The following is a 14,945-nucleotide window of genomic DNA, read 5'->3' as shown; positions in this document are numbered from 1 at the left end:
TTAAGTAAATTGAATGCTTACCCAAGGTTATTAGACATTCGTCTCGTACCAGCTATCAAGCTTTTCTTTAAACTTATCTAGACCCATCTTAGTTAGTGATGAAAATAATTGATATGATATTTTATCTATAGTGACAAAGGTTTTTAGAAAACTCTCTATCATTCTATTAGCTTGAGCTCGTTCTTTATTATTTAACTTATCAGCCTTTGTCAGTAATATATGTAAGTTCAAGCCAAAAGATATCGCTATCTCTATCATCAAAGAATCAAATTCTTTTAACTCATGACGTGAATCTACTAAAAGTACTATACTATTTAAGCATTTACGCGATGTCAAATAATTCTCCATCTCACTTTGCCATTGACGCTTGATAGTTTCTGAAACCTTAGCATAACCATAACCAGGTAAATCTACCAACCTATTATTATCACCTAAATCAAATAGGTTAATAATCTGTGTTCTCCCTGGTGTTTTACTTACCCTAGCAAGACCTTTTTGATCTGTAAGAGTGTTTAATGCGCTTGATTTACCAGCATTTGAACGCCCTGCAAAAGCGACCTCGACACCAATATCTTCTGGAAGTTGCGAAACTTTTGCCACACCCATTATATATTTTGCTTTACTATAGTTCATAACTTATACTCTAACTTTATCTTTTCAAAAAGCCCTTGACATGCTGTAGCTATCATCAAAAAAACTTTTTCAAAATTGTTTTCAAAATATGGATCTGGCACATCATTTAAAGCAATATTAGGAGTATATTCTAACATCCTAGAGACTTTTGAAAAATCAGCATTTGGAAACATCTCTTTTATTGTATCAATATTTTCTTGATCCATCGCAACGATATAGTCATATTCGACAAAAGCAGACTCCTCTAACTGCTGAGACACTTGATCTGAAAGATCACAATCATATTTCTTAGCTATTTCTAATGTGCGAATATCAGCCCCATGTCCTTCATGTCCCCATATGCGTGAGCTTGTGCCACAAGATGCTACATCTATATGCTTATCGAGATTATGCTGCTTAACGATATTACGAAAAATACCATGAGCAGTCGGTGATCTACAAATATTACCTTTACATACAAAAAGTACTTTTACTTTATTCATTTATTTAACTTCCTTCATATCTTCGGTAAACTTACTATTAGATTCTAATTTAAACCCTTGGAAAAACTTGCTATCTGGTCTAAGCATAAATACAACTTCATTTTCACCATTGAAACTCTCTTTATAGGAGTTCATACTCTTTAGAAACTCATACAATGGTACTGACTTAGAATAAGCTTCTGTGAAAATCTTAGCTGCTTTGGCATCTGCCTCTGCCATTATAGTTTTGGATTCTTTTTCTGCTTCTGCTAGTGTAACTGTTACTTTAGCATCTGCTGCGGCTTTTATTTTCTCAGCTAATTGCTTACCTTCTGCTCGAATTGAAGTAGCTACTTTTTGACGTGAAGATCTCATTCTTTGATAGATAGAGTCTGTAACTGTATCTGGTAAATCTATCTGTTTAACTCTTACATCGATAACATCTACACCAATTTGCTTGGTTTGTTGTTGGACACTCTTAGTTAAAGCAATCATTAGCTTATCACGATTGTTATTAATCAAGCTTTGAATATCATTATTACCGACCTCTGCTCTTAAAGAAGACTCTAAGAATTGTTTTAATAATGTCTCAGCTCGATCAACACTACTGCTAGTACTTGTGTAGAATGTAGAAATATTGTTATTATTTATCTTCCAAACTACATAGGCGTTAATCAAGACATCTTTTTGTTCTTTAGTAACTACACATGCAGAATCAGCTTCTAAAACTCGATTACGCATGTCATAAATTTTAACAGTATCTATAAATGGAATCTTAATATGTAAACCTGGCTCATACTCTACAGCTTTGCCATCTTTATCCTTTACGAGTTCACCAAGTCTTAGAATAACTGCTTCCGAGCCTTGTTTGACAATAAATTTTGTACTTAATACCATTATAGCTAAAACTACTACAAGCACTAGGAATATTTTTAGAAATTTACTCATCTTAGTTTCCTCCTTGTATATTTGATAATAATGCTTGTTTTTGTGTATTATTTAGACCATAAAAAATATTCTTAGCACCATCACCATCTATCAAAAATATCTTATTATGCTGTAGTATACTTGAGATAGTGTTAAAATACATTTGATTCATCACAATATCTGGAGACTGTTTATAAATCGGTAATAATTGTTCAAATTGAGCAATTTCACCTTGAGCTTCTAGAACAATTTTTTGCTTATATGCATTGGCTTGATCTAATATCCTTTGAGCCTTACCTTGTGCTACTGGCACTACTCTATTTGCGTATGCTTCAGCTTCGTTTTGTTCTCTCTCACGATCTTCACGCGCCTTAATTACATCATCAAAGGCACTTTTAACCGCATCTGGAGCTTGAGCTGGCTGCATTATTACTTCACTTATATAAATACCTGAATTATAGTTTTTTAGTAATGCTTCCATTTCTTTTCTAACCTGCTGAGTGATTACAGCACGATTAGTAGTTAATATTTGCTCTAACTTATTCTCACCGACCACCTGTCTAACCGCACTTTCTAGAGCTTGTTGTAATAACTGGGTAGGATTTGTATTAGCAAATAAGTATTTTTCCAAATCAGCAATACGATATTGAACTGTAAAAGAAATATGTACAATATTCTCCTCAGATGTCAACATGTCACGCTTTAGAGAAATAGTTTTCAACTCTTGAACATTTTCTTTATAAACCTTATCAATACCCAAAGGATGCCAATATAAACCAGGTTCTACTAATTTAGAAAACTTACCTAATCTAAGTACCACAGTTTGCTCAGCTGGCTGTACAACATAAAAACCAAAACCAACCCATGCAACTATAAGCAGAGCCACTATTATTGTAGCTATTTTAGCAACTGGTGGTTTGTTAAATGTTGTTTTGTTTTTATTAGCATTTTTTGAGTAAATACTCTCATTATCATCATTATTAGTTTTGTTCTTCTTACCAAAGAATCTTTTAATCATTTCTTCTAAATCTGGTGGTCCTTGCTCCGAATTTTTACTCCAAAACCATTTTTGTTTTATCTTTTTAATCATAAATTATCATTCCTATACACTTTATAAAGTATTTTTAGCTCACACATTAACTATTATATATAAAAATTTCTATATTTTTTTGCACTATCAGCAAATATTTAACAAATGCTTAGCAGAGCTTGTATTGATAATTCTAAATATGGTTCTAATTAGAGATATTTTTAATCTAAAAATAAAAAATGCAAATATAACTATAAAAATTACAAATTAAGAAAATATATTTTCACGTTTGGAAAAGCTTATAAGTATGAGTAAGCTTATTTTTGAGTAAAAAACTCGGCTAAATTTAAATTAAGCTCTCTATTAAATCTTTCAAAATCATCTTCTGATATCTTTATTTGTAGTAGATAATTACCCTGCTCTGAAATCTCTTCTTTATCAACAACATCAAGCTCATACATATTGGATCTAATTTTCGAATACTTAGGTGGTAACTCTATAGTTTGATTTATCCATGCTTTATTAAAAAATGTTGCTAATGCTTGATAGAGCTCTGCTAAACCATCACCATTTTGTGCAGATAAATATACTCTAGCGACGACATTACTATCAGAATCCTCAAGGGGAACAAAAACTTGGCTTGATATTTTCTAGCTTATCAATCTTGTTATATACACAAATCATCTCTTTGTCTGCTATACCAATTTCACTAAGTACTTTTTCGACCTGCTCAATATAACTTTTATGATTTTCATCAGCATAATCTATGACATGTACTAAAAGATCAGATTCTATAGCCTCTTCTAAAGTAGCATGGAAAGCCTCAACTAAATCATGTGGTAGATTCTTAATAAATCCTACAGTATCAGAAAATATAACTTCACCAAGCTTTGGTACAGTCACTTTACGCAAAGTAGGATCTAAAGTCACAAATAGCTGATCTTTAGCATTGGCTTTTGTGATTTTATTAAATAAAGTTGATTTACCTGCGTTTGTATAGCCAACAAACGAAATTGTTGGAATGTTATTTTTCTTACGTGAAGATCTACTTAAATTACGATGGTGTTTTACTTTCTCAAGTTTTTGCGTAATCTGCTTAATTCTTTGTCTAATTAGGTATCTATCTATCTCAAGCTGTGTTTCACCAGGTCCACCACGTACGCCAATACCACCTTTTTGTCGCTCTAGGTGAGTCCATCCTTTGACTAAACGTGTTGATTGATAGTTAAGTTGCGCAAGTTCAACTTGAAGCTTACCTTCATGAGTTTTTGCTCGAAGTGAGAATATTTCTAGAATTAACCTAGTTCTATCCATAACCTTACACTCAAGAAATTTCTCAATATTGCGCTCTTGCGAAGGAGTTAAAGGATGATTAAAAACAACTAAATCCGCGTCTAGTTCATCGCATTTATTTTTTATCATCTCGATTTTACCTATACCACAAAAATATTTGATAATCAGGTTCAGGATGATTAAAATCTAAACTTTGCAATACAATTTTTCTGCTGCTGTAACCAAGCCTTCTAACTCAGTCAAATCAGCATTAAGATCACGATGGTACTTGAAATTTGTATTTACAAACAGGCATTTACTACCTGCTTGATAAGATTGGAAAAATTCCATCAACTAATATTACTCCACAATGGAATTATTAAGAAAAAAGAAAAGATTATATTACTTGTGAGTATTACCTTCATTTTCTTGAATTTCAAGATCATCAGAATGAATATCATTTACATTCTCGTCTTGCTCATCATTAGAGTTTTGGTGATATGGATTAAAAGAGCTATAAACCATTCTTACACTTTTAGCTGGTACTATAGTAGATATAGCATGCTTATAAACCATTTGATTGACAGTGTTTCTAAGCACGATACAGAACTGGTCAAAAGCTTCTACTTGACCTTGTAATTTAATCCCATTTACTAGATATACAGATACGCTAACTTTTTCTTTTCTTAAAGCATTTAAAAACGGGTCTTGTAAAGATGATATTCTTGACATTGTCTTACTTCCTTTTAATTATTTTGTTATAGTTATTATTTTATCAAGTTTAACAATTAAACTTCGCGTATATTCTAGCAAGATTTATATCTATCAGCAAATCTTATTTATAACCAAAATATTTTAAAATATCTAACTCTTTAGTTTCGCTCTCCATAGTAACTATATTTATAGGATTCTGCCAATTACGAACCCAAGTAAGCTGACGCTTAGCAAGTTGGCGTGTAGCTACTATACCTTTATTGACAAACTCATCATAGCTAATACCTCCATCAAGATATTGCCATGCTTGGCGGTAACCGACACTTCTAATAGCTGTGCTATCTATACTCAAATTTGGATTATCTCTAAGCTTTTGTACTTCAGCTAAAAAACCTTCTGCCAGCATTTGTCTCAATCTAAGTTCAATATTTTTATGCAGTATCGATCTATCATTTGGTACTAAAGCACATAGTTTTAGCTCTTCTTCTAAACCACCAATTTTAGATGTTTTGACAAGCTCAGAATATTTCTTACCACTTATCATAATAACCTCAAGAGCGCGAAAGATTCTTTGCTCATCATTAGGATTAATTTTTTGAGCAGATTCTAGATCTATTTTGCTGAGTTGCTGATGAAAATATTGTAAGCCTTTTGCTTTTCTCTCTAATTCAAGCGTTTGCCTTATCTCAGCTTGAGATTGTGGTAGTGCAGATAAACCTTCTATCAAACCTTTGAAGTAAAGCATTGTACCACCAACAAGTAAAACTTCTTTACCTCTAGCCCATATCTCTTTTTTAAGAGTATTTACGCTTGATATAAAATCTGCTACAGAAAAATTATCTGTTGGCTCAGTGATATCAATAAGATGATGCTTAATACCATCTTGCTCTTGTAGAGTTGGCTTAGCTGTACCAATATCCATGCCTCTATAAACAAGAGATGAGTCGACACTAATAATTTCAGCATTGATGTTTTTAGCTAACGATATTGACAACGAAGTTTTACCAGAAGCTGTTGGTCCAGCCAGACCATAGATTGATTTACACATTTAGATATTTTTATAATTAACTTGAATTGGAATTTGTTGTTTAATTACCTGTAAATAGAAGTTTAGTTCTTCTTGTTTATATGTATCGATAACTTGATTAGGTACTTGAGTAGATTTATTAGTTATTGGCTCAACTTTAGCTACCTTATAGATATAGATATCACCATTAGTAGTCTTATAATCATGGTATTGATTATTACTATTGGACATTACATAATCATTAAAATCTTTGCTAAACACTTGTGAGTCACTATTTACTGTGGCTTGTTTAAAGCTTTTATCTATCTTCTTACCACTAGTTAAATCATTTAAAAGGTTTTGTGCCTGCTGTACAGCAAGTTGTTGTGATTTTTGCTCAATATACGCCTTTGAAATTTTATCTTTAATATCAGCTAGTTTTTGCTCAGTTGCTTTGGTTGAGTTATCTACTTGATAAACCAGAAGCTTATTATTAGCTATAAAAATGCTTGCATACTTATCTGAGTTTGCAAAAAACTGGCTATTAGCAATATTACTAATTTTCGTATCATTATTATCAACAATTGTAGCTGTTTTAGCTTTGCCAAGTCGTTTCTCTAATTTAGCATATTTAATGCTATCAACATTTTGTGTGTACTTATTAAACTGCTCTAAGGCATGCCTATTTTGAATTATCTTTTGGATAGTAGCTTTAGTATTATCATCAAAATCTTTGAAGAGTTCTTTATGGGTTTGATAATAAGTCTCTAACTCATTGTTATTAATATTATTTTTTGTTGTAAAATCATCTTTTGTAATCATGAAGTAGCGAATCGTATTTTCTGCTGGTATTATATACTCATTTTTATAAGTATCATAATAGCTTTGTAAATCTTGCTGGCTTGGTTTAATTTGTGATTTAAAATCAGCAGGAGAAACCTTGAAATATTCTATATACTTATTTACACAGTATATACTTGCAAGCGATTTATTATCATAATCTGTAGTAAATGATGTATCTACTATAGTTTTAGGAATTATTGTTGCTTGGATATTTTGGGCTAATATCTGCTCTAACCTATCCATACCACCTAAATATGTAACAACTTGTTTTAGCTTACCAGCAGAAAACTTACCATCTTTATCAAAAAACATTGGATTGGTAAATATTACTGATTGTAGAGCTAATTTTGACACTACAATATTGTGGCGTTGTGCATCAGCTAATAACAAATACTGATCTATCATTTGAGCTAAAATAGCTCTCTTTTGTGCATCTGTAGTAGCATTTTGAGCGTATTGTTGAAATTGCTGTGAGCTTATTTCATTATCGCCAATTTTAGCAACATAAGTTCTACTACTACCAATATTTGTAAAAAAGAATGTCATCCCTGAGATTACAAAAATAAAGCTTATCGAGATAACCACAATCCAAGTAAAAGGACCTTTAAGTCTATCATTTAAAAACTGTAACATTTTATTGACCTTAATTCATAATGATTAATTTATTAATTTATTAATTTGTAAATATTATAGATAAAAAAAAGCATACTTGTTAAGCATGCCTTTGTAAAAATTACTTTTTTGTAAATTTTTATTATTTTACAGCGTCTTTCAGACCTTTACCAGCTTTAAAGCTAGGAACTTTAGAAGCAGGAATCTTAATAGTTTCACCAGTTTTTGGGTTTCTGCCTTCTCTAGGGCTTCTTTCTTTTACTTGAAAAGTACCAAAACCCACTAGAGTTACGCTATCACCACTTTTCAAAGCTTTAGTTACTGCAGCAATAGTAGCATCTAGAGTATTGCTCGCAACTTCTTTAGTAACATCTGCTTCTTTAGCTATAGCACTTACTAATTCACTTTTATTCATGTTTTAAACTCCTTTATTTTTATACAATTGACAAGTGTCACTTAACTTTATAACACTAAAAATGCAGTGTTTCAATACCTAAATATCAAAAAACTCTATCTAAAACCTCTTTTATACTACTTACAGGAGTTATTTCGAGTTTTTCAAGGATTTCTTTATCAATATCCGTAAGGTTTTTGACATTTTGTTTAGGGATCAAAACTTCCTTGATTCCACCCCTTAATGCTGCTAAAAGCTTCTCTTTTAAACCTCCTATAGCTAACACTTCACCACGCAATGTTACCTCACCTGTCATCGCAACATCATTTCTAACTGGCTTGTTTGTATATACGGAAACTAAAGCAGTTGTCATTGCAATACCAGCACTTGGTCCATCTTTTGGAGTAGCTCCTTCAGGAACATGAATATGGACATCTTTCTTCTCATAAAAGTCCTCTTCTAGCTTATAGTCTTTAGATATAGAGCGCATTACACTAAATGCTGCATCTATTGACTCTTTCATTACATTACCTAAACTACCAGTATATTTGACTTTTCCTTTGCCAGGCATTGCTAGAGCTTCTATAGTCAAAAGCTCACCTCCAACTGATGTCCAAGCCAAGCCTGTTACTTGACCAACCTTTGCTTTAACATTTTTGACACCATAATCATACTGATACACTCCTAGATAATCTTCGAGATTTTTTTGTGTAATCGAAATTTTGCCAGTATTTGGATCTTTTAAGAGATTTTTAACTGCTTTACGACAGACACCATCTATCTTTTGCTGTAAATTTCTTACCCCAGCCTCTCTTGTATAATATCTAATAATATCAAGAATAGCTTTTGGCGTAAAATTAATTTCATCCTTAGTTAAACCATTATTTTCTAGTGCTTTAGGTATTAAATACTGTTTTGCAATAGCTTGTTTCTCAATCTCTGTATAGCCTGATAGATTGATAATCTCTAATCTATCACGCAATGCTGGATCTATATCTAGCGAGTTTGCTGTTGCAACGAACATTACCTTTGATAAATCATAATCTATCTCAAGATAATGATCATTAAATGTACTATTTTGCTCTGGATCAAGTACCTCTAACAACGCAGCAGATGGATCACCTCTGAAATCAGATGAGATCTTATCAATCTCATCTAATAAGAAAAGAGGATTTTCTGTCTTTGATTTAATTATCTTTTGGATAATTTGACCTGGCATAGAACCTATATAAGTACGACGATGTCCTCTGATTTCTGATTCATCACGCACCCCACCTAATGCCACACGCACATACTCACGCCCTGTTGCTCTTGCAATCGACTGTCCTATAGATGTCTTACCCACACCTGGAGGTCCAACTAGGCATAAAATTGGCGCTTTGGTATTGCTATCTCTTTTAATCTGAACAGCTAAATGCTCAAGAATTCTTTCTTTAACTTTTTTGATACCATAATGATCTTTTTCTAAAACTTTCTCAGCAAGGTTAATATCTCTTTTAACTTTCACTCTCTTACCCCATGGTAGAGAAAGTATAGTCTCGATGTAGTTTCTTGAAACAGCTGACTCTGAAGAAGAAGGTGGCATTGCTTTAAGCTTTTTAAGCTCTTTTAAGCATTTCTCTTTTGCCTCTTTAGACATCTTAGTATGCTCAATCCTTTTTTTCAAAGCAGTCACTTCTGATTCTTCATCAGTTTCACCAAGCTCTTTATATATAGCCTTGACTTGCTCATTTAGGTAGTATTCACGTTGATTTTTATCAACTTGTGCTTTGACTCTATCTTTAATCTTAGCTTCTAGCTCTAGTATTTCTAACTCTTCATAAAGATATGAAAGCAGTAGCAAAGCTTTATTTTTTATATCCATTGCTTCAAGAATCTTTTGTTTTTTAGCTATCTCTGTATTAAGAATAGTTGCAATTTCATAAATAAACTTATGAGGCTCTTCTGTATTTATTAGTGTAGCTAACGACTCTTTTGAAACTCTACCACTGATATCAACAAATTTTTTAAGCGAATTAGAAACTGATAGTAAAATAGCTTTTAGCTCTTTATCAACTTGGCTAGGATCATAGTTATCATCAACATGTAGACTATCTAAATTAGCGTAAATACAACCATCAATATCTTCATACTTAACTACTAGTCTTTTAGCGATACCCTCAATTATTATTTTCAAACTACCATCAGGAAGTTTCATAATCTGGACAATTTTGGCAAGAGTTGCAATATCATAAATGTTTTCTACAAAATCACCCCCATTAGAGCCATTTTTTTGTGTAGCTAATAAAATATAGTTATTATAATTATTTGATGCCTGTTTAACTGCCTCTATTGACTTTTTACGCCCAACATTCAGTGGAAGAGTCATTGATGGATAAATAACAACATCTCTTAAAGGAATAACAGGAACGATATTTAGAGCTTCTGACATAAACTTACATCCTCCTGTAAATTTTTAGATTATATCTTTAAATTGTTTTTGCTGTTGTGTTTTTGTCACTAAGATTGGTTCTTGTTGCTCTAGAATTACTTTGTCATTGATAATAACTTTTTCAATATCTTCATATGAAGGTACATGAAACATCACTTCAAGAAGTACATTTTCTAAAATAGTTCTTAGTCCTCTTGCACCTGTTTTTTTAGCAATTGCTTTTTTAGCTACCTCAACAAGAGCCTGATCTGTAAACTCAATACTTACATCATCAAATTTAAACAGCTTAATATATTGTTTAATCAAAGCATTTTTAGGTTCTATAAGAATTTTAACTAAATCCTCTTCCTTAAGCTCTTTTAGAACTGTAACTATTGGTAAGCGACCAATTAGTTCTGGAATAAGACCAAATCTAGTTAAATCTTCACTCCCAACCTTTTGCATTAGTTTATCACTATCTAAACTATTTTTTTGTTGAATAACATCAGCATTAAAACCAATACTAACCTTATACATTCTATGCTTAACAACCTTCTCAATACCAGCAAATGCTCCACCACAAATAAATAATATATCTGTAGTATCTACTTGAATCATATCTTGATTAGGATGTTTTCTACCACCTTTAGGAGGCACAGAAGACACAGTACCCTCTATAAGCTTCAATAATGCTTGCTGCACACCTTCACCTGATACATCACGAGTTATTGATGTACTCTCTGATTTGCGTGCAATTTTATCTATCTCATCAATGTAGATAATACCCTTTTGCGCCTTAGCAACATCAAAATCAGCATTTTGTAAAAGACGGACTATTATATTCTCAACATCATCACCAACATAACCAGCTTCAGTAAGAGTTGTAGCATCAGCAATAGCAAAAGGTACATTTAGTAAATTTGCTAAAGTTTGGGCAAATAATGTCTTACCTGAGCCTGTTGGCCCAATTAATAGTACATTACTTTTTTTAAGCTCAATATCATCATCTTTTGTTGGAGTAGATGTGATTCTCTTATAGTGGTTGTATACTGCTACTGACAATACTTTTTTAGCATTATCCTGACCAATAATATAATCATCTAAGTATTTTTTGATTTCTACTGGCTTTGGCAGCTTATCAAATGAAACATCTTCTACAGTAGTACTACCGGCACTACGGATTTTTTCGGAACATTTACTTACACATTCATTACATATGTTACCATCTCTTCCTGAGATAATATTTTTGACTTCCTGTTGCGATTTACCACAAAAAGAACAATATAGAATTCTAGCCATTTTATTAAGTTGACTTCCTTTAATTATTTAATAATTGCTTCGCGAGATTCAATCACATGATCAATCAGACCATACTCTTTAGCTTCATTAGCCATCATAAACTTATCTCTGTCAGTATCTTTCACAATAGTTTCCAAATCCTGACCAGTATGATGCGCTAAGACTTTATTTAGTCTATCCTTGATACGTAAGATATTTTTTGCATGAATCTCAATATCAGATGCCTGACCTCTAAAACCACCTAAAGGTTGATGAATCATAATCTGTGAGCTTGGTAGGCTATATCTTTTACCCTTAGCCCCACCAGCTAATAAAAGCGATCCCATACTAGCAGCCAAACCAATACAGATAGTACTTACATCAGGTTTGATAAATTGCATAGTGTCATAGACACCCATGCCCGCTGTAACCATGCCACCTGGAGAATTTATATAAAAATAAATATCTTTATCAGGATCCTCTGACTCTAGAAACAGCAGCTGCGCAATCACAAGGTTAGCTGAGTGATCATTCACCTCACCATTTAAAAAAACTATACGCTCTTTAAGTAGTCTTGAGTAAATATCAAAAGCTCTCTCACTGCCAGCTGTTTTTTCAATTACGGTAGGAACCAAATTATTAGTTATCATTTAAACCTCTCTTTAAAAGCTAGTTCAGAACCCAGCCTGTTGAGCTTGCATATTTTCCTTAATAACCTCAAAGAAATCTTCTGTTTTCTCTGTTACTTTAGCTTTCTCCAATACCCCCAGTCTGTTAGTTTATTCTCTATCACTAGCACTTTTAAATTAGCCATTTCTTTATCATTTTTCTTGATTTGCTCTTTAGTTTTCTCTGGCTCTTCATAAGCTTGTACTAGCTCATTTAATAAACTCTCAACTTCAGCATCTTCTGCCTTGAACTCTTGTGAATTCACAATACTATCTAGAATTAAGCTAGTTTCTACTTTTTGCTTAGCTTTAGCTTCAAATAAGTTATATGGAAGTTGATTAACATCAAAACCTTTAGCACCACCCATTTGCTTAAGTAGGTTTTGTTTAGCTGCATTAATTTCTCTCTTAATTAAAGATTTAGGAGTTTCAAACTCAGCGATTTCTCTTAAACCTTTGAAAATTTGATCTTTTACTTTTCTTTGTAGGATGAATTTAAGCTCACGCTGCATATTTTCTTTGATTTCGTTCTCAAAAGTATCACCACCACCCTTTACACCAAACTTCTTGACAAACTCATCATCAACTTCTGGTAACTCAGCTTGTTGAATTTTCTTAACAGTGATATCAAAAGTAACCTCAGCTACAGCAAGATCTTTGCTTTGGTAGTCTTGTGGGAAAGTTACAGTAATAGTTTTTTGCTCACTTTTTTCATACCGATGATACCATCTTCAAAGCCTGGAATCATTTGACCAGAACCAATGATAACATCTGTATCATTTGCTGTACTACCTTGGAAAGCTTCGCCATCTTTCTTACTAACGAAATCTATTGTTACTTTGTCATCTTTTTCTACAGTTTTGTCAACTTCTGAGAAAATTGCAAACTGCTTTCTAAGATTTTCGATCATTTGCTTAACTTCTTTATTAGTTAATTCAACAACAGGCTTTTGAACTTCGATTTTGTCAAAACCAGTTACTTTAAACTCAGGGAAAAGCTCAAGATTAGCAACAAACTTAAGTGGCTGACCTTCTTTATTTTCTTTTAATTCAACTTCAATACCAGCAACTGCTAGCTTCTCATCTTGAATAGCTTTAGAATATTTTTGAGGAATAAGATCAGAAATCACTTCCATACGGATTTGCTCGCCATACTTCTTCTTAACCATCCCAGCAGGTACTTTACCAGGTCTGAAACCATTCATCTTGATAGTTTTTGCAGTTCTATTGATTTCTTTTGAAACTACACTATCAATTTCGTTAGCTGGCACTTCGATTAATAGTGAACAGTGAATTCCTTCTTTTTTCTCTACAGTAAATTGCATTATTAAGTTTTCCTTTTTATTTATTTAACAATTTTCTAGTAGCAAATTTTAACTATCATCTATTAGATTGCCTATATGTTTATTATTAAACATATGACAAGCCAAAGCATTTATTGTAAAATCTAGCTATTTTCTACAATATTTTTGATGACTTATGGTAACTACAACTGTAAGTGTTTGTTTACTAATCACACCCTTCATAATAGCGTTTTTACACTCAAGCATTATTCATACCAAGCACCATGCGAACATCTACGCAAACTACTTTATAATCAGTAATATAAGTCTCTATACTTTGATTAATAGTTATGTATACTTAGCAGATGGGGATAGCATGAGTAAATTTCAAGGATGGATTTTCACTCCCGCTGTTTTTCAGATAGGAATTTTTCAATTAGCGCTATTTTTATTTTCAATTTTAGCATTATTTAAAAATAATCAGTTTAAAACTGCTTGTTTGATATTTTTTGCTATTTATACGATTCTAAATTCGCCAACACTATTTAGTGGCTCTGTTTATAATTCAGTTGTTGAGGCGATATTTTTTGTAAATATTGCAGCTGCTGTGATTGCTTATGTTTTGTATAAGGTTTTAAGTAGAAAGGTTTAGTTTTTTGAAATACTACCATGACCTACTCCACAGCCCACCCCTTTGACACTCGAAGGGAAATATTCCCTTCTTGAGAGGCGTGCCGACTTGTCGGCGGGGTATGGCTTAGCTACGGGCTTCAACTCTGAACTCTTATCAATATCCTTAACAATAGTCATATCCAAATTTGTTGCTCTGTTAGAATCTAAAGAGTTATCATCTGGGTAGAGATAAAGCTGAAATACTACTTCACGGCCTCTTCTATAGTAGTTAAGATCTGTAATCGTGTCTGTTATCGATACAACATCCCAATTTTTAGAGCCAGTAGCTTGCCCCTGTCCTTCCCTACTGCAATACCAACATTTTCGCCTTTAAGCATGTGTTTAATAGTGTCATTTATTGGATAATAATGAAAGCCTTTTGATTGACCTATATAAAAAGTCCATTTTTATCAAATGGTCTATAAACAACTTCTGTAAAAACTCCTTCATTTTGATAATTAGCTTCTAAATCTGCTCTTGCATAACTTACTTTCCAATCCCATACATCTTTACCTAAATGAAATTTAGCTCTTGCTTCCTCGTCATCTAACCGTAAAAATTTTTCAATCGTATTTTGTACTTCTTGCTTAGAATCATGAATTATAAATTTATTTCTAGCTGTAACTATACCCACGTTATTTACTGGAAATAAATTCTGCAAACTAAATCCACCTTCATATTGTTTATTCTAGCTCCCAATCTTTTTTCACAAAGTAGTATTATAAAGCTATATTTTCAATCTT

At 32.5% G+C, this 14,945-nt stretch carries 13 protein-coding genes and 2 pseudogenes; 1 reads left to right on the top strand and 14 read right to left on the bottom strand.

Going from position 1 to position 14,945, the window contains the following annotated elements; genetic code table 11:
- Positions 1 to 30 precede the first annotated feature (30 nt).
- The 13 genes and pseudogenes from yihA to tig all read right to left on the bottom strand — a co-directional run bounded on the left by yihA (position 31) and on the right by tig (position 13,572).
- Positions 31 to 633 carry a ribosome biogenesis GTP-binding protein YihA/YsxC gene (gene yihA, locus C9379_RS00995; RefSeq protein WP_143385080.1) on the bottom strand — a complete coding sequence of 201 codons (603 nt, stop codon included), beginning with the start codon at positions 631 to 633 and terminating at the stop codon, positions 31 to 33.
- On the bottom strand, positions 630 to 1,115 hold the full coding sequence (locus C9379_RS00990; protein WP_143385081.1) for a low molecular weight protein-tyrosine-phosphatase: 486 nt from the start codon (positions 1,113 to 1,115) through the stop codon (positions 630 to 632). The genes yihA and C9379_RS00990 overlap by 4 nt, the downstream gene beginning before the upstream one ends.
- Positions 1,116 to 2,042: a protease modulator HflC gene (hflC, locus tag C9379_RS00985; RefSeq protein WP_143385082.1), complete on the bottom strand. Its 927-nt coding sequence runs from the start codon at positions 2,040 to 2,042 to the stop codon at positions 1,116 to 1,118.
- 1 nt (position 2,043) lies between these two features.
- The gene (gene hflK, locus C9379_RS00980; protein WP_143385083.1) at positions 2,044 to 3,111 is read right to left on the bottom strand and encodes an FtsH protease activity modulator HflK; all 1,068 of its coding nucleotides are present in this window, start codon (positions 3,109 to 3,111) and stop codon (positions 2,044 to 2,046) included.
- A 257-nt stretch (positions 3,112 to 3,368) separates the two neighbouring features.
- A pseudogene (gene hflX, locus C9379_RS00975) lies at positions 3,369 to 4,674 on the bottom strand (ribosome rescue GTPase HflX).
- Positions 4,675 to 4,725: 51 nt separating this feature from the next.
- Positions 4,726 to 5,055, bottom strand: a complete 330-nt coding sequence (gene hfq / locus C9379_RS00970; protein WP_143385084.1) for an RNA chaperone Hfq — start codon at positions 5,053 to 5,055, stop codon at positions 4,726 to 4,728.
- A gap of 103 nt (positions 5,056 to 5,158) precedes the next feature.
- Positions 5,159 to 6,085, bottom strand: coding sequence for a tRNA (adenosine(37)-N6)-dimethylallyltransferase MiaA (miaA, locus tag C9379_RS00965; protein ID WP_143385085.1), 927 nt, complete (start codon positions 6,083 to 6,085; stop codon positions 5,159 to 5,161).
- Positions 6,086 to 7,519 (bottom strand): peptidylprolyl isomerase, encoded by a 1,434-nt coding sequence (locus C9379_RS00960; RefSeq protein ID WP_143385086.1) that lies wholly within the window; start codon positions 7,517 to 7,519, stop codon positions 6,086 to 6,088.
- Between the two features lie 121 nt (positions 7,520 to 7,640).
- Positions 7,641 to 7,913, bottom strand: coding sequence for an HU family DNA-binding protein (locus tag C9379_RS00955; protein WP_014548131.1), 273 nt, complete (start codon positions 7,911 to 7,913; stop codon positions 7,641 to 7,643).
- 85 nt (positions 7,914 to 7,998) lie between these two features.
- The gene (lon, locus tag C9379_RS00950) at positions 7,999 to 10,323 is read right to left on the bottom strand and encodes an endopeptidase La (protein ID WP_143385087.1); all 2,325 of its coding nucleotides are present in this window, start codon (positions 10,321 to 10,323) and stop codon (positions 7,999 to 8,001) included.
- Positions 10,324 to 10,347: 24 nt separating this feature from the next.
- The gene (clpX, locus tag C9379_RS00945; RefSeq protein ID WP_143385088.1) at positions 10,348 to 11,601 is read right to left on the bottom strand and encodes an ATP-dependent Clp protease ATP-binding subunit ClpX; all 1,254 of its coding nucleotides are present in this window, start codon (positions 11,599 to 11,601) and stop codon (positions 10,348 to 10,350) included.
- Between the two features lie 23 nt (positions 11,602 to 11,624).
- On the bottom strand, positions 11,625 to 12,230 hold the full coding sequence (gene clpP / locus C9379_RS00940; RefSeq protein WP_143385089.1) for an ATP-dependent Clp endopeptidase proteolytic subunit ClpP: 606 nt from the start codon (positions 12,228 to 12,230) through the stop codon (positions 11,625 to 11,627).
- 24 nt (positions 12,231 to 12,254) lie between these two features.
- Positions 12,255 to 13,572, bottom strand: a pseudogene (tig, locus tag C9379_RS00935) (trigger factor).
- Positions 13,573 to 13,726: 154 nt separating this feature from the next.
- On the opposite strand from tig, the gene C9379_RS00930 reads away from it, so the two are divergent.
- On the top strand, positions 13,727 to 14,182 hold the full coding sequence (locus tag C9379_RS00930; RefSeq protein WP_143385090.1) for a DUF6790 family protein: 456 nt from the start codon (positions 13,727 to 13,729) through the stop codon (positions 14,180 to 14,182).
- 408 nt (positions 14,183 to 14,590) lie between these two features.
- Here C9379_RS00930 and C9379_RS00925 read toward each other — a convergent pair whose 3' ends face one another.
- Positions 14,591 to 14,863 carry a type ISP restriction/modification enzyme gene (locus C9379_RS00925; RefSeq protein ID WP_143385091.1) on the bottom strand — a complete coding sequence of 91 codons (273 nt, stop codon included), beginning with the start codon at positions 14,861 to 14,863 and terminating at the stop codon, positions 14,591 to 14,593.
- Positions 14,864 to 14,945: the final 82 nt, after the last annotated feature.

This window comes from Francisella-like endosymbiont (assembly GCF_003069505.1).
GTDB lineage: Bacteria > Pseudomonadota > Gammaproteobacteria > Francisellales > Francisellaceae > Francisella.
The sequence above is the reverse complement of the archived record's forward strand: the minus strand, read 5'-3'. Positions and strand labels throughout refer to the sequence as shown.